The organism is Rhizobium sp. BIGb0125 (assembly GCF_024810055.1).
In the GTDB taxonomy this organism is placed as follows: Bacteria; Pseudomonadota; Alphaproteobacteria; order Rhizobiales; family Rhizobiaceae; genus Agrobacterium.
Genome location: NZ_JANUDV010000001.1, coordinates 274,909 through 296,424, shown reverse-complemented (window position 1 = coordinate 296,424; position 21,516 = coordinate 274,909). Strand labels below are relative to the sequence as shown.

General features: G+C 54.8%; 23 protein-coding genes and 1 other RNA gene. 3 read left to right on the top strand and 21 right to left on the bottom strand.

The window, feature by feature from the left end; all coding sequences use genetic code 11:
- Positions 1-74: 74 nt before the first annotated feature.
- The 13 genes from tilS to ruvC all read right to left on the bottom strand — a co-directional run bounded on the left by tilS (position 75) and on the right by ruvC (position 11,254).
- Positions 75-1,364: a tRNA lysidine(34) synthetase TilS gene (gene tilS / locus M2418_RS01325; RefSeq protein ID WP_259143206.1), complete on the bottom strand. Its 1,290-nt coding sequence runs from the start codon at positions 1,362-1,364 to the stop codon at positions 75-77.
- Between the two features lie 37 nt (positions 1,365-1,401).
- Positions 1,402-2,406, bottom strand: coding sequence for a tol-pal system protein YbgF (gene ybgF / locus M2418_RS01320; protein WP_250982180.1), 1,005 nt, complete (start codon positions 2,404-2,406; stop codon positions 1,402-1,404).
- A gap of 165 nt (positions 2,407-2,571) precedes the next feature.
- Positions 2,572-3,108: a peptidoglycan-associated lipoprotein Pal gene (gene pal / locus M2418_RS01315; protein WP_192488149.1), complete on the bottom strand. Its 537-nt coding sequence runs from the start codon at positions 3,106-3,108 to the stop codon at positions 2,572-2,574.
- 211 nt (positions 3,109-3,319) lie between these two features.
- Positions 3,320-4,627: a Tol-Pal system beta propeller repeat protein TolB gene (tolB, locus tag M2418_RS01310; protein WP_192488148.1), complete on the bottom strand. Its 1,308-nt coding sequence runs from the start codon at positions 4,625-4,627 to the stop codon at positions 3,320-3,322.
- Positions 4,628-4,647: 20 nt separating this feature from the next.
- Positions 4,648-5,820 (bottom strand): cell envelope integrity protein TolA, encoded by a 1,173-nt coding sequence (locus M2418_RS01305; protein WP_259143197.1) that lies wholly within the window; start codon positions 5,818-5,820, stop codon positions 4,648-4,650.
- Positions 5,821-5,828: 8 nt separating this feature from the next.
- Complete coding sequence (gene tolR / locus M2418_RS01300; RefSeq protein WP_192488146.1) at positions 5,829-6,284, bottom strand: protein TolR; 456 nt, start codon at positions 6,282-6,284, stop codon at positions 5,829-5,831.
- Between the two features lie 30 nt (positions 6,285-6,314).
- A complete protein-coding gene (tolQ, locus tag M2418_RS01295; RefSeq protein WP_192488145.1) occupies positions 6,315-7,034 on the bottom strand; it encodes a protein TolQ in 720 nt (239 codons plus the stop codon).
- Positions 7,035-7,295: 261 nt separating this feature from the next.
- Complete coding sequence (gene ybgC / locus M2418_RS01290) at positions 7,296-7,736, bottom strand: tol-pal system-associated acyl-CoA thioesterase (protein WP_259143195.1); 441 nt, start codon at positions 7,734-7,736, stop codon at positions 7,296-7,298.
- Positions 7,737-7,858: 122 nt separating this feature from the next.
- Entirely contained in the window at positions 7,859-8,380 is a 522-nt protein-coding gene (locus tag M2418_RS01285; protein ID WP_259143177.1) for an NUDIX hydrolase, read from the bottom strand.
- Positions 8,377-8,955, bottom strand: coding sequence for a DinB family protein (locus M2418_RS01280; RefSeq protein WP_259143175.1), 579 nt, complete (start codon positions 8,953-8,955; stop codon positions 8,377-8,379). Before M2418_RS01280 ends, M2418_RS01285 begins: the two co-directional genes overlap by 4 nt.
- A 21-nt stretch (positions 8,956-8,976) precedes the next feature.
- On the bottom strand, positions 8,977-10,017 hold the full coding sequence (ruvB, locus tag M2418_RS01275) for a Holliday junction branch migration DNA helicase RuvB (RefSeq protein ID WP_192488141.1): 1,041 nt from the start codon (positions 10,015-10,017) through the stop codon (positions 8,977-8,979).
- 77 nt (positions 10,018-10,094) lie between these two features.
- Positions 10,095-10,712, bottom strand: a complete 618-nt coding sequence (gene ruvA / locus M2418_RS01270) for a Holliday junction branch migration protein RuvA (protein ID WP_259143167.1) — start codon at positions 10,710-10,712, stop codon at positions 10,095-10,097.
- Positions 10,713-10,741: 29 nt separating this feature from the next.
- The gene (gene ruvC, locus M2418_RS01265) at positions 10,742-11,254 is read right to left on the bottom strand and encodes a crossover junction endodeoxyribonuclease RuvC (RefSeq protein ID WP_192488139.1); all 513 of its coding nucleotides are present in this window, start codon (positions 11,252-11,254) and stop codon (positions 10,742-10,744) included.
- A gap of 251 nt (positions 11,255-11,505) precedes the next feature.
- Between ruvC and M2418_RS01260 the strand changes: the two genes are divergently transcribed.
- Both M2418_RS01260 and M2418_RS01255 read left to right on the top strand, forming a co-directional pair.
- A complete protein-coding gene (locus M2418_RS01260; RefSeq protein ID WP_259143160.1) occupies positions 11,506-13,821 on the top strand; it encodes a methyl-accepting chemotaxis protein in 2,316 nt (771 codons plus the stop codon).
- A 156-nt stretch (positions 13,822-13,977) separates the two neighbouring features.
- Positions 13,978-14,976 (top strand): LLM class flavin-dependent oxidoreductase, encoded by a 999-nt coding sequence (locus M2418_RS01255; RefSeq protein WP_259143158.1) that lies wholly within the window; start codon positions 13,978-13,980, stop codon positions 14,974-14,976.
- 63 nt (positions 14,977-15,039) lie between these two features.
- Here M2418_RS01255 and M2418_RS01250 read toward each other — a convergent pair whose 3' ends face one another.
- Positions 15,040-15,786 carry a YebC/PmpR family DNA-binding transcriptional regulator gene (locus tag M2418_RS01250; RefSeq protein WP_250982188.1) on the bottom strand — a complete coding sequence of 249 codons (747 nt, stop codon included), beginning with the start codon at positions 15,784-15,786 and terminating at the stop codon, positions 15,040-15,042.
- Positions 15,787-15,976: 190 nt separating this feature from the next.
- Here M2418_RS01250 and M2418_RS01245 point away from each other — a divergent pair, with 190 nt between their 5' ends.
- Complete coding sequence (locus M2418_RS01245; protein ID WP_192488135.1) at positions 15,977-16,480, top strand: pyridoxamine 5'-phosphate oxidase family protein; 504 nt, start codon at positions 15,977-15,979, stop codon at positions 16,478-16,480.
- Between the two features lie 69 nt (positions 16,481-16,549).
- Here M2418_RS01245 and M2418_RS01240 read toward each other — a convergent pair whose 3' ends face one another.
- The 7 genes from M2418_RS01240 to M2418_RS01210 form a co-directional block, all read right to left on the bottom strand.
- The gene (locus tag M2418_RS01240; protein ID WP_259144736.1) at positions 16,550-17,392 is read right to left on the bottom strand and encodes an MBL fold metallo-hydrolase; all 843 of its coding nucleotides are present in this window, start codon (positions 17,390-17,392) and stop codon (positions 16,550-16,552) included.
- A 132-nt stretch (positions 17,393-17,524) separates the two neighbouring features.
- Positions 17,525-18,349 (bottom strand): TIGR00282 family metallophosphoesterase, encoded by an 825-nt coding sequence (locus M2418_RS01235; RefSeq protein WP_192488133.1) that lies wholly within the window; start codon positions 18,347-18,349, stop codon positions 17,525-17,527.
- Between the two features lie 11 nt (positions 18,350-18,360).
- The gene (locus M2418_RS01230) at positions 18,361-18,939 is read right to left on the bottom strand and encodes a 5-formyltetrahydrofolate cyclo-ligase (protein ID WP_259143136.1); all 579 of its coding nucleotides are present in this window, start codon (positions 18,937-18,939) and stop codon (positions 18,361-18,363) included.
- The gene (locus M2418_RS01225; RefSeq protein ID WP_192488835.1) at positions 18,939-20,201 is read right to left on the bottom strand and encodes a hemolysin family protein; all 1,263 of its coding nucleotides are present in this window, start codon (positions 20,199-20,201) and stop codon (positions 18,939-18,941) included. Before M2418_RS01225 ends, M2418_RS01230 begins: the two co-directional genes overlap by 1 nt.
- Positions 20,202-20,563: 362 nt before the next feature.
- Positions 20,564-20,722: non-coding RNA, 6S RNA (gene ssrS / locus M2418_RS01220), on the bottom strand.
- A 73-nt stretch (positions 20,723-20,795) separates the two neighbouring features.
- Positions 20,796-21,179: a cell division protein ZapA gene (locus M2418_RS01215; RefSeq protein WP_192488131.1), complete on the bottom strand. Its 384-nt coding sequence runs from the start codon at positions 21,177-21,179 to the stop codon at positions 20,796-20,798.
- A gap of 17 nt (positions 21,180-21,196) precedes the next feature.
- A complete protein-coding gene (locus tag M2418_RS01210) occupies positions 21,197-21,469 on the bottom strand; it encodes a DUF4164 domain-containing protein (RefSeq protein WP_192488130.1) in 273 nt (90 codons plus the stop codon).
- Positions 21,470-21,516: the final 47 nt, after the last annotated feature.

Below are 21,516 nucleotides of genomic sequence, written 5' to 3'. Positions count from 1 at the left end.
CAAGGCAGACACGGCATTCAGATGCGTTTTCAAGCAAAAAGTCTGAAAATTAAATCGATAAAAACAGCTCTAATTTAAACCGGTGGCTGTAACACAGGTGCGCAATCCAGCAGAATTGCTATTTCGCCTGCCAACTCAAGGTCGAAATCCGGTAAAAACAATTCGTAAGGCATAAGTACAGAACGCGTGAGAATCGCCGTTCGACCCGCGTCAAAAATATCCGGCATGGAGGAGAAGGCACGTTTTGCCACACCAACCGGCACATTGGGGAAAATCACAGACGCCAGTTCCGTATTTTTTCCACCATTTGCGGAGACATCAACCGGCTCTGCAGACGGATTGTGCAGCATGAACCGCTCATCCCATAACACAGTCTCACCGGGTACAATTTTCAGCGACGGCAGGTTTCGGTTTTCACGGTATAGGTACAAACCATCACGACGACGATCAAACATCGTGCGGGATACTGTCATCCGGCCAAGCCTATTTTGCAGAATGAACGCGGAGAGCCGGTCCATGCTGTCCGCCGCCGGCAGATGTTGGCGGCCACCAATCACCGCAGCCACTGCTGCTAGTGCGTGGCGCAACATGTCAGGTTTCTGATCGAAGGCCTCATTGTCCAGCCAGATCACACCACTGCCCTCACCCTGCGCGTGGTCTTTCAAAAGACCGGCAGCCGCATTAGAGATTGCCTTGCGCTTTTCTCCGGCATTGCGATCAACGGATGCTTCGGAAAGGTGCTCCAGACCTTGCCGTGTCCGCACCCGCTCATATTTGCGGTCTTCGTTGCTGGGGTCATCAACCCAGCCCAACTGCTCTCTGCCGAGAAATCCACGAATATCGGCGCGGCGTACAGACAGGAATGGCCGGACGAGCCAATGCCGTCCAGCATAGAGCGTGCGCTCTGCCATGCCGGAAAGCCCGGTATTTTCTGTGCGCGTGCTGCGGGCGGCCCGCATTAACACGGTTTCAAGCTGATCATCGAGTGTGTGCCCGGTTACGACGACGGTCGTGCCGAGCTCTTCGGCAACCGCTGCTACCAATCGGTAACGGGCGAGCCGCGACGCCTGCGAAATGCCAGATTTGGGTTTAACTTCGTCCCATCGGCGAATGACGTGTTTGACACCGAAGCTTCGGCAAATCTCGCCAACCTGCCTGGCCTCTTCGGCAGCCTCGGGCCGCAGCTGATGATCGATGGTAACAGCAGATAGGGCGACATCATCATTGGCGCTGGCGTGTGCAGCTTTTATCAGCGCCAGCAGCAGACCGAGGGAATCGCTGCCACCAGAAACCATAACGAGGATTTTGGCGGGTTTGCGTAATTGCCTGATAAAGGTCTGCGCGGCGGCGGCAGGGCTTGTCACGGGAAAATTCATAATCGGATCGGACACTACCGATCGGTCAGCAGCTTAGTCGCTTCTGCTCAGACGCAACCTTGCCCAGAACGGCTTTCGGTGCGGAAGGATAACGTTTGGTCACTTCACGCAACGTTGCGCAGGCGGTGTCCTTGTTATCAAGTGCCGCAAGCGACATGCCGAGCTTCAGCAGCATTTCAGGTGCGCGTGGCGACTTGGCAAAGTTCTTGTGTGCATCAAGGAAAGTCTTGGCGGCATCGTTGAAACGACCCTGCGAATATTGTGCTTCGCCCAGCCAGAAAGTTGCGTCGGCAGCCTTTCCGCCCTTCGGATAGCCCTTGAGGTAGCTCTGGAAACCGTCTTCAGCCAGCTTGTAGTCACCCGAGAGGATATGACCGTAAGCCGCTTGGTAAATGTCGTTCTCGCTGGTCAGCGCTCCATTGCCCGCCCCACCAACCGAAGCCGTGTTGTTCTGCTCGACACCTGGCAGAGCACCGGAAGAGTTTTTTGCGCTGTCGTTCAGCGTCCCACCGACCGGCATACCGCTGCTGTCAAGCTGGATCGAACCAAGTGTGGTTTCACCGGGCGCTGCACCAATGTCACGCGACGTTGTTGTTGAAGCGCCGTTGTTGGACGGCGTTTCAATAATTGTTGCCACCTCATCCGTGTTGGATGGTGCGGTCAATGATGGAGAAGAAGAGGAAGCTGTGGCAGCGCCACGGCCTCCCTTTGTGTTCTCACTCTTTTCAAGTTCTTGGAAACGGAACTCGTTGTCTTCCTGCGCCTTGCGCAATTGCTCCTGCATTTGAAGAAGCTGGAAACTCATTTCCTCGATACGGCCGTTCAACTGCCGAATCTCTTCTTCAAGCTGCTGTACGCGAACGGCTTCACTGCCCTGCTGTACACGCACAACAGGAGCCTGCGACGCCGATTGGGAATTGACTGCGCCAGCGCCCCAGCCTGAGCCGAAAAGTGGTGCCGAAACGGCAATTCCACTCAAGCCCGTAAAAGCTGCAAGCCCCAGCATTCCCGCCACGACAAGTTTCTTCATGTCAACGTCCTGCCTGTTCTGATTTGCGCCAGAGTGACGCAAAGCCGGATTGTTCTCAACTTACGCCAAAAAGCAACTTAACTTCGGCCAAACTATGAAAAAAACAAAAGGCGGCACGAGGCCGCCTTTTGCTTTTTGATAACGAGCGCGTGAACGCCCGCATAATTACATGCCTGCGCCACCGAGAACGGTAACCGCACGACGGTTCTGCGACCAGCAGGAAATGTCGTCGCAAACTGCAACCGGCTTTTCCTTGCCGTAAGAGATGGTGCGCATACGGTTGGCAGGAACACCGCGCGAAGCAAGGTAATCACGCGTTGCAGCAGCGCGGCGAGCGCCCAGTGCAAGGTTGTATTCGCGTGTGCCGCGCTCGTCAGCGTGACCTTCAACGGTGATGGCGTAGTTCGGGTAACGCTGCAACCACTGTGCCTGACGGTCGAGTGTTTGCTGCGCATCTGCGCGAACCGAAGTCGAGTCGGTGTCGAAGAAGATACGGTCGCCAACGTTGACCGTGAAGTCCTGCTGCGAACCAGGAGGGCCACCGGCACCACCGTTAAGGCCAAGATCGCCTGCACTGTTAGGCATGTTCTTGTTACCCTTCGCACAACCGGCAAGAGCCAGGGCAAGCGTAAGAGCGATGACGGCCGGATTACGGGCCAGTTTCTGCATTGGGCTGATCGACGAAGTGTGTGTACGGCTCATCGCCGGTCTCTCCTTAGAATTTCAGTAACGTTGCCAGACAATAACTGTTTTCGGTTAACCACGATCAAATATTCATGGTTAACAAATCGTCACTTTAGCACCGGTCCTCACAATAGAATGAGGCGAGAAAGAGGCGTCTTTCCGTGCCCGTGACGAAAATGCGGCGGCCACAGGTGCTTTTGTACCCACGGCCGCTGCAAATCTTGAGATCTTAGTCCAGGAGCGGCGACCAGGCCGGATCCGAACCAAATGCAGGGGTTTTGACCAACTGCTCGTTATAACCGGTCAAATCGATCGAATAGAGTTGCGGTCCACCAGCACCCGCGTTCTGACGGAAGAACATCAGCACGCGGCCATTCGGCGCCCAGGTTGGGCCCTCATTGTGGAAGCCGGTGGTCAGAATACGCTCACCAGAACCATCCGGACGCATCACACCGATCGAGAACTTGCCACCAGACTGTTTTGTGAAAGCAATCAGATCGCCTCGTGGAGACCATACAGGTGTCGAGTAGGAACCGTCACCGAAGGACACACGCGTCTGGCCGGAACCATCTGCATTCATGGCATAAATCTGCTGGCGGCCACCACGGTCGCTTTCAAACACCACACGCGCGCCATCGGGAGAATAGGACGGTGCGGTGTCGATAGCAGCTGAGTTGGTCAGGCGTGTTGTCGTGCGTGACCTAAGGTCCATCGTATAGATGTTGGAGTTGCCGTCCTGCTGCAAGCTCATGATAACCTTCTGGCCATCAGGCGAGAAACGCGGCGAGAACGTCATGCCTGGGAAGTTACCCACGACTTCGCGCTGTCCGGTTTCAAGCTGCAACAGGTAAACGCGTGGCTGCTGGCCTTCGAACGACATGTAGGTGATTTCCTGACGGTTCGGCGAAAAACGCGGCGTCAGAACGATGTCGTTGGAGTTGGTCAGCGTGCGTACGTTGAAGCCGTCCTGGTCCATAATGGCAAGCTGACGCTTGCGTGCCGTTTTAGGACCGCTCTCGGAAACGAAAACCACACGTGTATCAAAATAGCCCTTTTCGCCCGTAATACGCTCATAGATCGCGTCGGCAATGATATGGGCCACACGACGCCAGTTGTCCGGCTGTGTGAAGAATTGCTGGCCGGTCATCTGCTCGCCAGCAAAGGTATCCCACAGACGGAACTCGGCGCGCAGACGACCATCTGCTTCGCGGGTCACACGTCCGGTTACCAGTGCCTGTGCGTTGATGACCTTCCAGTCTTCAAAACGTGGCGCCTGATCGGGGTTGGTGATCTTTTCAATAAAGGCGCTTCTGTTGACCGGCGCAAAAAGGCCAGACCTTTGCAGGTCAGCGGCAACAACAGCCGAGATTTGCGCACCGAGTTCATTGCCGGAAATGAAATCCGTCACGGCAATCGGCAGCGGCTCGACGTTACCTTTGTTGATGTTGATCTCGACCTTGGCGTAAGCCGGTGCGGAGAACATGGCCATGACAGCCACAAGGGCAGCCACCAGCCGTGTTGAAAATAATGTCTTCATGTTGCCAGGCCTTTCAGCATTCACAGCAAATCACTGGGATCGAAATTGATAACCACCTCACTCCAGGCGTCATATTTGTCCGGAGGCAGGTTGGTGAATGGTTCTGAACGTTTAACGGCACGCAATGCACCACCGGCCATCGCCCGTCGGGTACCATCTGTGCCGCCTGTCGCGGTAACTTCAGGCTGGCCGATAATCGAGCCGTCACGATCAAGACGAATGCTGACCTGCACCCGCACTTCTGACGCATCGACCATGCCGGGAATAATTTGCCAATTCTTCTGGATCGCGCCACGCAGCGCGTCCATTTCCGTCTGGCTGAGCGTGGATCCGCCTGTTGTCTTCTTGCCACCAAGCGAAGCCTGCTGGGTGGAGCGTTTTGCTCCGCCGCCGGAAGGCTCCTGCTTGTTCAGGAGTGCTGCAATGTCATCCGCATTGAAGTCGCTCTCCTTGGAGGAGGTCGCTTTTGCGGTTTCCTGCTTTTTCTCACCCGGCTTTTTGTCCGAAGGCTTTTCCGTCGACTTGGCCTGATCCGGTTTCGTCTCGGCTGGTTTTTCAGCGGGCTTGCTTTCAGCAGGCTTCGTTTCAGCCTGTTTCAGTGGCTCCGGCTTTGGTTGCGGCGGCTGCGGACGAGCATTCGGGCGCGGCACATTTGGGGGCACCGGAATTTCAGCCGGCTCCTGATTCTGCGGAGGCGGTTCCTGCGCCTGCGTTTCCGCTGGCGGCTGCTGTTGTGGCGGCGGCGTTACCTCGGGCTTCGGCGTCGGCAGAGAAGCCATCTCCTGCGGTGGCGGAGCGGATGTCTCTTCCTTGACGATTTCCTTGACCTCATTGGCCTTGGTGTCAACGACAGGCTGCGGCTTTTCCTGCTTGGCAGGTGCTGCGGCGCTGACATTGTTGCTTGGCTTTGTCGAAGGGGTCGGCGGCGCTTCAATGTCAGCAGTGTTGTTGCCGATATTCTGGGCTTCCGGAACGACATCAGGGCGCGTGGTCGGAACAGGGGCCGACTTCTCAGCAAGCGGCGCAGTTTTGTCACCCTGCTGGATTTGCGTCAGTTCTTCAATGGGTACCAGGTCAACAGGCAACGCTTCGACGTCAGTCACGTCGAAGGGCTCCGGCGCGCCTATGGAAACAAGCGCAAACGCCAGAGCAGTGACATGCAGAATAGCAGATGTGGTCAGACTGCCCTTCATAGCGCGCTTCAATTATCCTGTTTCTGCTGCGTAACGAGACCGATGTTCTTGAAACCGGCGGCCTGAATGCGCGCCATCACATCTGCCACGATACCGTATGCGGCGACGGAATCTGCGCGCACGAAAATGCGCTCATTGTAGCCGGTGGTGGAAATAGCCTGCAACTTATCGGCCACCTCAGCAGCTTCGATCGGAGTTTCCTGCAAATGGATCTGGCCATTGGCATTGACCGAAATGGTGATCGGCTGCGTTTCGGAATTGAGAGCGTTCGCCGAGGTCTGCGGCAAATCGACTGGCACGCCGACCGTCATCATCGGTGCAGCCACCATGAAGATGATAAGCAGCACCAGCATGACGTCGACCAGCGGTGTCACGTTGATTTCACTGATGGCGCCCTTGCGGCGACCGCCGCGACCGCGCCGACCACCGGAACCGGCGCTATTGCCACCTGCTGACATACCCATAGCGTCTACTCCACAAATTACCGTATGCGATTACTGTGCGGCCTGGCGGGGCTGCAGTTTCTCATCAATCTGACGGGACAGGATGGCGGAAAACTCGTCCGCGAAACCTTCCATACGTGCAGAAAGCTTACCTGCATCCGCCGTGAACTTGTTGTAGGCGATAACCGCAGGAATAGCGGCAACAAGGCCGATCGCGGTTGCCAAAAGCGCCTCGGCAATACCGGGAGCAACAACAGCCAGGTTGGTGGACTTGGAACCGGCAATCGCCTGGAACGAGGTCATGATACCAACAACCGTACCAAACAGACCGATGAACGGACCTGCAGAACCGATGGTCGCCAATGATCCGAGCTTTGATTCCAGCTGTTCGCTTTCACGGGCCATGGTCACGTCCATTGCGCGGTCAATACGCATCTGAAGGCCGATGGGTGAACGCGCGCCACGTTCGAAGGATTTCTTCCATTCGCGCATCGCCGCGACGAAAATAGCGGCAAGGCCACCATTCTGGCGCTCTGCGAGCGTTCTGTAGAGTTCTTCAAGTGACTGGCCGGACCAGAAGACCTGTTCGAACTGGTCGAACTGCTTCTTCGCCTTGCCGAAGCTCACATATTTGTCGATGACGATTGCCCACGTCCAAACGGACGCAGCCAAAAGACCAATCATGACCACCTTGACGATGAAGCCCGCCTGCATGAACAGTGCCCAGAGACTTACGTCATGTGTCGCTGCTGCCAAACCTGCCTGTTCCATAAATACTCAATCCCCGAATCCAAACGCCCGGCACGAGACCGGGCGGTTTCAAGTGTGCGCTCATGGCCGAAGAACGGCACCTGACCGTTAACCCCGTTGCGCAAGCCCCGTTATTTGCCATTGCGCCTTCCTTGCCTGTAAATTTGGTTAAAGGAAGGCGTGCAGCGCACAAATAGCGATCGTGAAAGTAAGACTACATTATGGTTAAGAGAGTGTTACACTTTCGCTACCATCAGAAAAGAACGCTGGCTTTTATCACGTTTATTTGAGAAATTTCTCGCTGATGGTCTCTGGCAGGCGCCTCGGCCGCCCTTTGGCGTTGATCACCGCAATAATAACCTTGGCTGCGACAAGCAGAGTTTCGCCGCGCAAAATCTCCTGAGTGAGCACCATTTTCGCCCCGCCCGCCTTTTCGGTGCGCGTTATGATGGTCAATACGTCATCCATTCGCGCCGGCGTTTTGAAGTCGATTTCCATACGATGGACGACGAAAACCAAACCCTCTTCATCAGCCGTCAGCAGTGCGCTTTGTTCGCAACCCAGGCACCGCAGATAGTCGGTGCGGCCGCGCTCAAGGAAATGCAGGTATCTGGCATGATAGACCAGACCGGAGAAATCCGTGTCTTCGTAATAGACCCGTTGCGTCAAGCGGTGGCCATGTTCAATGAGTTCACCGGAAAGTGAAAAAAGCTGGTCGCTCATGATGTGACGTCCGTCCCGATTAGGAAACTAATTGCTTCAGATGAAAACCGGCAGATACCACAACAGCTGGAACGAAAGAAAGCGTGATGCCAACCCCATTCAAAACTCTGTGAACACGACTTTCAGAGATGACCGGCCACATCCAGATCGCCATCCCGCCACACAAGATGTTTGACCGTCGTTGGAAGATCTTCGATTTCGTCGGCAATGAAATAGGGAGGAATATCGAGTGCTTTCAAGGCGTCACGCGTCGCCGGCACCCAGCGGAATTCCAGCTCGTTTTTACCATCTTGCACCCGGTGGATGATATCACTGGGGTGGAATGGAAAGCTCTCAGGCAGTTCCATCAAGTAATAAAAGCCGAGTTCGTGCCAATGTTTTTCTTCATAATGGAAGAAGTTTTCAACGGCCCAGAGCAAGCGACCGACCTGGACTTCAGCACCCAGCTCTTCCACCATTTCGCGGGCAAGCGTCTCGGCAGATGTTTCCCCCACTTCAGCCCGACCACCGGGAAATGTCCAAAATGTCTCGTGTGTCGCACGGTGCACCAGCACATGCCCATCGCGAAAAGCCAGTCCGGCAATCCGCATCTGGAAAATACGCCTTGGTTTGAATTTCATGCGGATGCGCATGTCTTGTGTCATAAAAATGATCCTGCCTGCATAAGCCGTTTCTCATCCAGCCCGAGCGCTGCGACCTCGTCCTGACGAAATTTCGCGTCATCGGCAACAATGAATTCATCCAGTTGCGGCGGCTTAACACTTGTACCAGCCAACATTGCATGCACCTGGCCACGATGATGCGTCTGATGTTGAAAGACGTGCTGCAAAACGTCGTCAAACCGTTCACGCTGAATACGCTGCTGACGGTGAATGAGGACCTCGGAGGAGAGCTCCTCAGCGGTGAGATCATCAGTAAGCGTGATGAGAACCTTGTCCAAAGCGCCTTGCTCAATGGCCAAGTCGTCAATGTTCTTGTAGGGTTCGGGGTCAGCCCATGCAGCGGGGCCCAAACTCCCACCCTGCAACGCATCGATATAAAATCGGTCGACAACGAGGATGTGATTGAGTGTCGACCGAATGGACGGGAAGAAGGAAACCCGCGGCGCCTCAAATTCTCCCGGCTGCAATTGCCGACAAGCCTGATGTAGACGGTAATTGGCCAGCGCATTGTTAAAGGCAAGTTTACGAAAGCCGCGGACAGGATCGTAAATGTTCATGGTCTCTCCTTCAAACGAGCCTCAGTCATCCTCCAGTGTCAGGCGGAACTGTGCCGCCTCCATATCCTTCGGTGGCTGCAGCCCCAGATGTTTCCATGCCGTTGCCGTCAACACGCGGCCGCGTGGCGTGCGCTGAATGAACCCCTGCTGGATCATGTAGGGCTCGATAATATCCTCAATCGCATCACGTGGTTCTGACAATCCGGCGGCAATAGTTTCAATACCCACCGGACCGCCACCAAAGTTGACGGCAATCATCGTCAGATAACGCATGTCGAGCTGGTCGAGCCCCATATTGTCAACCAGAAGACGGGTCAGTGCCTGATCTGCGATTTCCCGCGTAACGGCTTCCGCCTTGGCAACCTCGGCAAAGTCACGCACTCGCCGCAACAAGCGGCCGGCAATACGTGGCGTACCACGTGCACGACGGGCAATTTCGCGCGCGCCTTCATCGGTCATGCCGAGGCCCATCAGTCGCGCACCACGGCGAACGATCAGCTCCAGCTCTTCGACCGTATAAAAGGACAGACGGACTGGAATGCCAAAGCGGTCACGCAATGGCGTGGTCAGCAGGCCAAGTCGGGTTGTCGCGGCAACGAGCGTAAACTTGGACAGGTCAATCTTGACCGAACGCGCAGCTGGCCCTTCACCGATAATCAGATCGAGCTGAAAATCTTCCATCGCAGGGTAAAGGATTTCTTCGACGGCCGGGTTCAACCGGTGAATTTCGTCGATGAACAGAACGTCGCGTTCTTCCAGATTGGTCAGCAAGGCGGCAAGATCTCCGGCCTTGGCGATCACCGGACCGGATGTCGAACGGAAATTGACGCCCAGTTCCTTGGCCATGATCTGGGCGAGTGTCGTTTTGCCAAGTCCGGGTGGTCCCACGAACAGTACGTGGTCCAAAGCCTCACCACGGTTCTTGGCTGCCTCGATAAAGATCTTCAGATTGGCGCGCGCCTCTGCCTGCCCGGTAAACTCGTCGAGCGATTGCGGGCGTAAGGTTGTGTCGATATCCTCGCCACGCTTGTCCGCCGATATCAGTCTTGTGGCATCGCTCATTCAGCGCATTCCATCTTCATTGCAGAGAATAGACGGCACCGGGTCAAAACAGATGCCTTTGATGTTGTTCTTTTGCCTTACCGGGACAGTTCCTTCAACCCGAGGCGAATAAGCTTGGCACTGTCGGCGTCTTCACCGCCATTTTTAAGCGCCGCCGCCACCGCATTGGCAGCCTGATCGCGCGAATAGCCCAGATTGGTCAAAGCCGATACGGCATCGGCAACCGGCGCAGGCGCTGCCCCCTCACCCAGTTCCTGTTTCAGACCAATCGAACCGGATGCCTCACCAGCAAAGGCAGGCGCCTTGTTGCGAAGCTCGGTCATGATGCGAATGGCAACCTTTGGTCCCACGCCGGGTGCACGCGACACAACGGTCTTATCCTGCAGCGCAATGGCATTGGCCAGTTCCGAAGGTGACAGCGTCGACAACACTGCAAGCGCCACCTTGGAGCCCACTCCCTGCACGCTTTGCAGCAGGTTGAACCATTCCCGCTCCAGCGCAGACATGAAGCCAAACAGTTTCAACTGGTCTTCGCGCACATAGGTCTCGATGAACAGCACAATGGCTTCACCCACCGAGCCAAGCCTGGACAGTGTGCGCGCTGAACAATGCGCGACGTAACAGACACCATGCACGTCAACGAGGACATAGTCATCGCCGATTTCTTCAATTGTGCCCTTGAGTTTACCGATCATGACAACGCCCGTTTAAACAGTGAAAAATATCAACCCGCCGCCAGCGCGCGACGCATGCGGTCGCCACCGCGATTATGTGCGTGGCAGATGGCAATGGCCAGCGCATCCGCCGCATCGTTACCCTTGAACTCAGCTTTCGGCATCAGGATTTTCAGCATCATGTGAATTTGCTGTTTGTCACCATGTCCGACACCTATCACCGATTTCTTGACGGCATTCGGCGCATATTCGGAGACGGGCAACCCGGCGCGTGCCGGAACGAGCATGGCAATACCACGCGCCTGTCCCAGTTTCAGCGTCGCCACAGCGTCCTTGTTGACGAAGGTCTGTTCAACCGCCGCCTCATCCGGTGTGTAGGAATGCACCACCTCGGCAAGTCCGTCATGCAACTGGCAAAGGCGCGAAGCCAGATCCATATCGCCGTCAGATGTCACTGTTCCAGAGGCGACGAAACGCAGGCTGTTGCCCAGTGTTTCGATAATCCCCCACCCCGTGCGGCGAAGGCCGGGGTCTATTCCTATGATGCGAATCGTCTGTTGCATGGTCTCACTCTATCGTCAGCAACAAATACCTGCCAGCGAGAAGTGAACAAAACGACAACATTGATAAATTTGCACTGCAGCATTTACCAACACTTAAATTCCTGTCCGCATGCTGCGCATCAAAAATAGAGGGGAATTCCGGGCACCGCCTGTCGTTCCAAATAAAACAAGAAGCATAAACTTCACTTGGCACTGGCAACCCTGTGGCCTGTTGGTCTGCGGTTGTTCCAGACAGGCATAGGCTCGTATTGATGTTAAACAGGTTTCATTCAATCTCATCAAAAGTGCTGGTCATTTTTTTGGCACTGATGTTCGTCTCCATCTCGCTCATGACCCTGCTGGCTTACCGAAGCAGCAGTAGCGTTCTACAAGAGCAGGCCCAGAACGCCATGGAAAGTGTGCTGACCTTCCGTGGCGACATGCTGAAAGAGAGGTTGGAGCAACTGCAAAACCAGGCCGATTCCATCGCAAAAATCGAAGCCCTGCAAATGGCTGTGGTTTCTATGCGTAGTGGCTGGGGAACGGTCCAGAAAAACTCCGGAGATGCCAAGGCTGAATTGAAACGGGTATTCATCTCGGAAAATCCCAACCCTGCGGATCAACGCGAAAAGCTGATCAAACCGGAAAATCCGAGTGGTTTTTATTACTCCACCCACGAAAAAACCCAGACTGACATTGCCACCTACCTGAAAGGCACACCTTTCAGCGATATCCTTTTTGCCGACACATCAGGCACCGTCTATTACTCCTATAAAAAGGACGCGTCCTTCGCGGAAAACACCACGGATGCGGCCTGGAAGGATACCGGATTGGGGGTCGCCTTTGCGCGTGCGGCAGAAAACGCCAGCAAAGCGGTTGGTGATATCGCAGCCTCCAGCTTCTCCGGCTGGAAGGTAGAACAGGCAACCGGTCAATCCGATATTTATTTTGCCGTACCAGTCATGAAGTTCGAAGCCTTCAAGGGTGTCGTCCTTTTCCGTGTTCACAGCGATGTTTTCGTACAGTTGCTTGCTAAGGGTATTGCACCGGCAAGTTCTGAACAGTCTGCCGTTTTGTCTGCTGACGGTTCGGCAATCGGCCTTGATCAGGGCAAGCTGACCAATCTCGATCCTGCACCATTTACCTTCCAGTCAAAGGCAATGGCTGAAAAGAGTATGACGGTCGCCGAAATCCAACGCGGCAATGCCAAGGCCAACGCCTATGCGCGGCCGATCGAGTTTAATGGCCAGACCTATCTTGCCGTTGAAAGCATCCTGCAAAGCGAACTGGATGCAGGCTCGTTCTCTATTGCCAGCGCTTTGGCAGTCATAGGCATATGTGTACTGATCGCCATGTGCCTGATCACGGCCGTGTTCTCCAGACGGCTGTTTGCACCGCTGTCGAAACTCGCCAACCTCACGCGCGAGGTTGCCAATGGCAACCTGCAAACTGAAATCACCGCGCAGGACAGAAAAGACGAAATCGGCACCATGGCCAAGGCGCTCGGCAGTTTTCGGGAAAAGCTGATTCAGCAGCGCGAATTGGAAGACACTACGTCCCGCACCCGTGCCGAAGCCGAGGAAACCCGCAGGCAGAACCTGGTGGAACGTGAGGCTGAGGCCGCAACATTGCAAATGGTAGTCCACTCTCTTGATCAGGGGCTGGACCGCCTTGCCAAGTGTGACCTCTCCTACCGTATTGAAAAGCCCTTCCCACAGGAGCTTGAAAGCCTGCGGCTGAACTTCAATCAGGCTTTGGCAACCCTCAGCGACACCTTGCACTCAATCGGTGGCAATTCGCAGGCTGTGCGCAGCGGCTCAGAAGAAATGCGTGTTGGATCAGACCAGTTGGCCGAACGCACGGAACGACAGGCCGCTTCGATTACGCAAACGGCAAGTGCCATCAACGCCATTACCGATGCCGTCAAACACCAGATCGCGCGCGCCGAGCAGGCAAGCAAGATCGCCAAGGATGCCAACGCCGAAACGCAATCCTCCGGGAAGATCATGGGGCAGACGATAGCGGCCATGGAAGCCATTCAGGCCTCGTCACGACAGATCAACCAGATCATCGGTGTGATCGATGAAATTGCCTTTCAAACCAACCTTCTCGCACTGAATGCCGGTGTGGAAGCTGCCCGTGCGGGCGAAGCAGGCAAAGGCTTTGCCGTGGTAGCCCAGGAGGTGCGTGAATTGGCGCAACGCTCTGCCACCGCAGCCAAGGAGATCACGGCTCTCCTGAAGAAATCGACCGACGAAGTCTCAAGCGGTGTTTCACTGGTGGAACAGGCCAGCAATTCGCTTTCCGGCATCGGCAGCCATGTTGAAACAATCAACAGCCGTATCCACGACATCATGGAATCCACCCGCGATGAGGCAACCACACTGCTTGAAATCAACCGGGCTGTTTCCAGCCTTGATTCTATGACGCAGCAGAATGCCGCTATGGTGGAAGAAACCACAGCTGCCATTCACAATCTTGCAGCGGAGGCCGGAGAAATGGACAGCAAGCTCAGCCAATTCGTGCTGGCACCTTCGACCGATGCATTCGCTGGCAACCACAGCCAACATTTGCGACGCGCCGGATAAAGTGGGTTCCCCGCTCTGATCAGAAACCGGATTGGGGCTTCAATTGAAGCCCCAATTTTTTTGATCCTTCATACAATTACGCTTTCACACTCTGGCAATAGTGTCCACGCACCTTACATCCTGCACAACAACAATTCGCATATGCAGGAGCCGCCGATGATCCCCTTTTCAATTTTAGATCTTTCCCCCATCGGCGAGGGAGAAACGGCAAGCGATGCCTTGCGCAACTCCCGTCATCTGGCCGTCAAGGCTGAGGAACTGGGTTACAAACGTATATGGCTGGCCGAACACCACGGCATGCCAGGTATCGCAAGCGCGGCAACATCGCTGGTTATCTCACATGTCGGTGCTGCTACCTCACGCATCCGCATCGGGTCTGGCGGTATCATGTTGCCAAACCATTCGCCGCTGGTCATTGCAGAACAGTTCGGCACACTAGCGGCGCTATACCCCGACCGTGTCGATCTGGGCCTTGGCCGTGCACCGGGTACCGACATGCGCACCGCGCGTGCCCTGCGTCGCAACATGGACAATGGCGTAGACACCTTCCCGCACGACATCATTGAATTGCAGCGCTATCTTGGACCAGAACGCGAGGATCAGGCGATCTTTTCCGTGCCGGGCACCGATACCAACGTGCCGATCTGGCTTCTGGGCTCCAGCCTCTACAGCGCCCATTTGGCGGCGGCCCTCGGCCTGCCCTATTCCTTCGCGTCACACTTTGCGCCTGACATGTTGATGGACGCAATTGCCATTTATCGTGAACGCTTCCAGCCATCGGCAACACTCGACAAACCCTATGTCATGGTGGGTGTCATGGCATCTGCGGCCGATACTGATGAAGAGGCGAAATATCACTTCACCTCGGCGCAACAGCAATTCATCAATCTGCGCCGTAATGTACGCAAACGTTTCCCAAGGCCAGTGGCCGATATGGATGAGTTGTGGAATGAAATGGAGCGCATCAATGTCGATCACACGTTGCAATATGCAATGGTCGGCTCGCCGCAAACTGTCCACCGTCAGCTTGAAGAATTCCTTCGGGTGACCGCTGCCGATGAATTGATTATCTCGACACCAATCCACGATGTGGATGCCCGACTGCGATCGATCGAAGTGTTCGCCGGGCTGGACGGCCTGTTCTCTAAATCCTGATAAAACCAAAAAAGCCCCGGTCGAACCGGGGCTTTTTTTAAAAAAACTCTGATGGCGGAAAAATCAGGCCGACAGCTTGGCCAGAATTTCTTCTGACACTTCGAAGTTCGAATAAACGCTTTGAACATCATCATCGTCTTCAAGGTTGCCGATAAGCTTCATCAACGACTCGGCCTTGTCTTCGTCAACAGGAACCGTGTTCTGTGGCTTCCAGATTGACTTGACGCTTTCAGCTTCGCCGAGCACGCCTTCCAGCGCCTTGGAAACTTCGTTCATCGCTTCAAAACCGCAGATGATCGTGTGACCATCTTCCGTGGTTTCCACATCGTCAGCGCCAGCTTCGATAGCAGCTTCCATTACCTTGTCAGCATCGCCAACCGATGCCTTGTAGGTGATTTCGCCAACGCGGTCGAAGGAGAAGGACACCGAACCGGTTTCGCCGAGCGCGCCGCCAGCCTTGGTGAAGATCGAACGAACATTCGATGCCGTGCGGTTACGATTGTCCGTCAGAGCTTCAACAATGACAGCCGTGCCGCCTGGACCGTAACCTTCGTAGCGAACATAATCGTAGTTCTCAGCATCAGCGCCCGATGCCTTTTTGATGGCGCGGTCGATGTTGTCTTTCGGCATCGACTGGGCCTTGGCGTTCTGAACGGCCAGACGCAAAGCAGCGTTCATGGTCGGATCTGGCAGACCGGTCTTGGCCGCGACGGTAATTTCACGGGCGAGCTTGGAAAATATCTTCGAACGAATCGAATCCTGTTTTCCTTTGCGATGCATGATGTTTTTGAACTGTGAATGGCCAGCCATGGCACCCCTGATCCGATAATTTGTTTGGAATGCGGCCTTATAAGTGTGAAGCGCCTTTCATTCAAGCCTGTTGGCAAACTGAAATGCCATCACGTACTGGAACGGAACGCAATGTTCGTTCGTTTTCTGACCGGAAACAAAAAAATGCGGCATTAACGCCCATTTGGGAAAAGGCAGAAAGGACAACAGAATGGTAAGTCTTAGCGAAGCTCGTGAGGCACCGGCCCAACAGCTGTGGGACGAGATCAACTCCGTTCATGCTGGCATGCTCGGCCTAGAAGGTCTTCACGCGCATATGCAGCCAATGGCACCCCATGCCGACCCGAAAACAAACACGATCTGGTTTTTTACCAAAACCAATACGGATTTGGTCAACCAGCTTAAACCGGGCTCGAGAGCGCATTTTTGTCTCGTTGGCAAAGACCACGACTACCACGCCTGCCTTTCAGGGAAGCTTGAACAGCGCAAGGATCTCGGCAAGATCGACGAATATTGGAATTCTGTTGTCGCTGCCTGGTATGAACACGGCAAGCAAGACCCGGAACTGACCATGCTGGCCATGCACATTGATGACGCAGATATCTGGGCATCGACCGACAGCACGTTGAAATTCGGATGGGAAATCGCCAAGGCTAATTTGACCGATAACAAAATGCCGGATGTCGGCGTTCGCCAGCATCTCGCATTTGCATAACAAGACGCAGACAAGCGACATCAATCAAGGGCATGCGGTTTCCGACCTGCATGCCTTTTTCATATCTCCTCACATACCCTGAGGCACAAGTATGGTCGGCTTTTTCGGTAGCGAACGCATGGAAACCGTAATGACGGGATCCGTTGCATAGGCAATATCAAACGACGCGCTGAACATGCTGACGAACTGTTCAAGCGGTGGCCCAGTGCGATGCATGGGCAGGATCAGCGCTGAACGCAATCGTTTGACCACCCGGCTCATACTATCCGCGCCCATGGTCAAACCGCCGTCCACCGGCACCATCAGAATATCGAGACGGCCGATTTCGGCGTAATGTGTGTTGGTTAGCTCATGGTGCAGATGCCCAAGATGGCCGATGCACAGGCCGGCAACCTCAAAGATGAAGATCGAATTGCCGTTCTTCTGAAAGGACTCGTAGTCCGCCCAACCGCTGCGAATATCCGTCGTGACGTTTCTGATATAAACGTCATCCACCATCACCTGATGTTCAGCCTTTTCACCCGCCTTATCGCTCCAGCCATGCAGGACATATTCAATGCCCGGGTCCGGTTTCAGTGTGTAATGGGTGGTGTGGGCACGGTTCATCGTCGCAACGGTTGGCGTACGCTGCGGCCTATAGACCCCGTTATAATCGGTTGCGATCCGCACACCGGCCGGTGTCTCAATTTCATAGGTCGAATGGCCGATAAAGGTGATTTTCACCTCTTCCTTGGCCGACTGTTGCACAAGTTTCACGTCTGGAAGTTTGAAGCTGGCGAAGGTCACGCCAGGAATGTTCTGTGCGATTGCCTGACATTGGCTGACAGGTAATCTTGCTGCCTGTTGGGCGAATGATGGTCCCGCCACTGACAGAAGTCCGGTGAATGCACTTAAAAGCACGCGCAGCATCATGCCGCTCTCCTGAACTGGTTTCCCGTCAGAAAGATGCGGCAGAACAGGCAAACCGTCCAGCGGCAAGCCAGAACTGCCTTTCACAATCTCGTCATCGAGACGCTATTGCAAATGCTATCGACGTTTAGAGGATCAGGCCCAGAAGGACGGAATGGTTTCTGCCAAACGTGGTCCGAGACGCAGAGGTGCAATCTTTTCAGCCAGACCTGTACTGTCTGAGATTTCCACACCAACGCCGCAAATCGTGGCAGGCCCACTCGCCGCCTCAAAACGACCCTTTGGCATCTTGGAAATGAACCGGTTGATCGGCTCTTCTTTTTCCATGCCAAGCGAGGAATCGTAGTCACCGCACATGCCGGCATCCGACATATAGGCTGTTCCGCCATTCAGGATCTGCGCGTCAGCAGTCGGAACATGCGTATGCGTTCCAACCACGAAGCTGGCACGGCCATCGACGAAATGTCCGAAGCACTGCTTTTCACTGGTCGCTTCGGCATGGAAGTCGAAGATAATGGCATCCGCCTGCTCTTTCAGCGGGCAGGCAGCCAGAATGTTTTCTGCTGACTTGAAGGGGTCATCCAATTCAGGGTGCATGAAAACGCGCCCCATAATATTGGCCACCAGCACGCGCGCGCCATTGCGAGCATAAAAAATTCCGGAACCTTTACCTGGTGTGCCATCAGGATAATTTGCCGGGCGCAAAAACTGGTCATGGCGCTCACAGAAAGATACGGCTTCCTTTTGGTCCCAGACGTGATTTCCGGTTGTCACCACATCGGCACCGGCATTGATCGTTTCGAGGTAGATATCCTCGGTGATACCGAAACCACCGGCCGCATTCTCACCATTCACGATCACAAAATCGAGCTTCAGATCAGAAACCAAACCCGGCAGTCGGTCCCAAACCGCTGTCCGACCTGTTTTTCCAACCATGTCACCCAAAAACAAAAGCCGCATGCAAACATCCACTACTCGAAATATCGGAAGCCGTTTTCAGTCAGAACGGCATGAAGGCGCACATCATGCGGCTCCGCTGGCACTGATGGCACTTCCTGGCAGGCAAATGCAACGCCCACGAGCACGGGATTCAGGCCTTTTTTGTGCAATTTATCGATGGCACGGTCATAATGACCAGCACCATAGCCAATGCGATTGCCCTGACCGTCAAAAACCGCAAGCGGCACCAGAAGAATATCCGGATCCAGCACAACAGAATTTTCCCCCGGCCCACGCGTGCCGAAACCGGTATCAACGAGCGGAATGTCGGGATGAAATTCACGAAACACGATAGTCTGGCGATCCAGAACCACTGGCAGACACAGTCGAACATCCTTTTTTGCCAATGCAGTCAGCAGCGGTAAAAGGTCGACTTCGGAACGGATTGGCAAAAACCCTGAAATGATCGCACCGGGCTTGAAAGCAAGCCCGGCCAGGCCGTGCCTGGCAATCAAAAGGCTTTTCTCAACGCGCTCATCTTTTCCAAGCGCATCGCGCGTGGCAAGTCTTTCGCCGCGCAGCCTTGCTTTTACCAGTGGATCGCCGGACATCAGGCAGCCCGGCTCACGAGCACCTTATCGATACGATGACCATCAAGGTCGATAACTTCAAAGCGCCAGCCGTTGCGGGTGACGTGCTCACCCAATTGCGGCAGACGACGGAATTCGCCCAGCACTAGACCGGCAACGGTCTCAAACTCGGCATCGTCATCAATCTGGAAGCCCATGAGATCGGCAAACTCGTCGGCAGGCATCCAGCCGGCAACGAGGAAGGATCCATCTTCACGTTCAACCATTGCAGGCTCTTCGTCGTCCTCTTCCTGAAACGCACCTGTGATGGCTTCAAGAATGTCACCGGAACTGATGATACCTTCGAAATGGCCGTATTCGTCATAGACCAGCACCATATGCACCGTGGAGCGGCGCAGCGACTGGATGACATCAACAGCACTCGTCAGGTCGGAGACGACGGGAACTTCACGCATCGCTTCACGAACATTGAGTTCTTTGCCGGATGCAAAAGCGTCGAACGCGTCTTTAACAAACAGCACGCCAAGGATTTCATCCGACGAGCCGTTACGGACCGGCAGACGGGATCTCTGCGTGCTGCGAAGCTGCTCACGAATTTCCTCAGCGGTGTCTTCAATGTCGATAACCTCGACATCGCGACGTGGTGTCATCAGACCACGGGCGTTACGGTCCGCCAGTCGCATAACACCCGATATCATCGCCGATTCCTCGGTTTCGATAACACCGGCACTGTGGGCTTCGGCAAGAACAGTACGGATTTCATCATCGGTGACAGATGCGCCAGTATCGCCGCTATGACCCAGCAGGCCGAGGATCAGCTTGCCGGACTTGTCCAGCAGCCAAACCAGCGGCGCACCGATTTTGGACAGCAGCATCATGGCCGGAGCGACGCGTGCTGCAACCCGCTCCGGGTCGCGCAAAGCGATCTGCTTGGGCACCAACTCACCAACAATCAGCGAAAGATAGGTAATGGCAACAACGACAGTACCAACACCAAGCGCATCGGCGAGCCTGTCGGAAACGCCCTGTGCCAACAACCAGGCGGTAAAGCGCGCACCTAGTGTTGCACCAGAGAAGGCACCGGACAGAATACCGACAAGGGTAATACCGATCTGTACCGTGGAAAGAAATCGGCCGGGATTTTCCGACAGACTAATGGCGATTGCGGCTCCCTTACTACCCTGAGCGGCAAGCACCTTCAGCCTCGCCGGTCTGGAGGAAACCACGGCGAGTTCTGACATGGCAAGCACACCGTTCAGGACGGTGAGCAGAACCACGATAATAATTTCAGTAAACAAGTTTAGCTCTTTGGGCTGTTGAACGTCGCATCACGGCTGGAAACAGCAGAAACCCTAGGGGATTAAACGGATACGCCATGTCGGATAATAAGGAATAAAATTATCAATGCAATGACCGCCAATATAAAATATCAGCGTAAACTCATGATTATTTCTACATTGACGATAATATTTATCGTTCGCAACCTGTGGGAAAGACGCCGCAACAGGCGATTGATCCAAATGCCTGAACAGGTATCGCGCCATCAAAGCATCAACATCCCGGAAAGAGCCGAAGATGAAGGACCGAAAACGGTCTTGCGCCGCCAAGCGACGACTGTAGCAAACATCACTGAGAGAGGAGTGAAGCGCGATCCACGGCGACCGATGGAGGTTTACGATCCTGGGTGCCTACAAACGTAGGTGGGCGCCGTGTGTCCAGTCCCACGGGACTGGTCAGGGACAGCTCCCTTTGGATCGAGTATGGCCCCAGGGATTGTGATTCCTGTCGAGAAGCGCAGACCGCACATCAGATATAGAGTGTATCAAATCGCTTTGCCAGAGGCAGACGTAATTGAGGCACGGAAAATTGTCTGCGGATCAGTTCGGCTGGGCCTGCGGCTTTGGCCGCGACAACAGTTTTTCGGTAACACCGTTAAGCCGCGACGTCAGATCGCCAATGGCCTGCACCAGCAAGGCATCGGTCTGGGCGCGGTTTTCTGCAGCACCATCGCGGTGTTGCTTGAGGTTATCGACCTGCTCCTGCAGCGATGCCAGTTTGCGGTTCACTTCCGACAACTCGTCCGTCACCATGATGCCAGCCATCACGGTCAGGCGCAGATCGCCAATTTCGCCAAACTGGTTCTTCAAATGGCCAACATATTGATCGAACCGCGAGGCGAGTTCGGTCAAATGACCCTCCTGCCCTTCTTCGCAGGCCATGCGATAGGCCTTGCCATCGATCATAACGGTCACTTGCGCCATTCGATTACCTTTTTACCTCAGCGATCCAGAACCGCACGTATGGTTTCCATCGCCGTCACCAATCGACGCGACACTTCGCGATTGACTTCCTCGAGCCTATTGGCACGGAACTCGGATTGGTCCAGTTCTTGAGCCAGCCGAGAGCGATCCGTGTGTACACGGCGCACTTCGCTATCGATATCGCCCTGCTCACGTTGACGCTCGATACGCATGTCGATTGCGTTTTCAAGGCCTGTAATCGCGGAGCCAAGCTCCGACAGCGCCAGTTGTAGTGTCTTGTCCGCCGCCATTTTCTTATCCGGTTTGACGCAGCCGCGACGAATCGTCCGATTGCGTC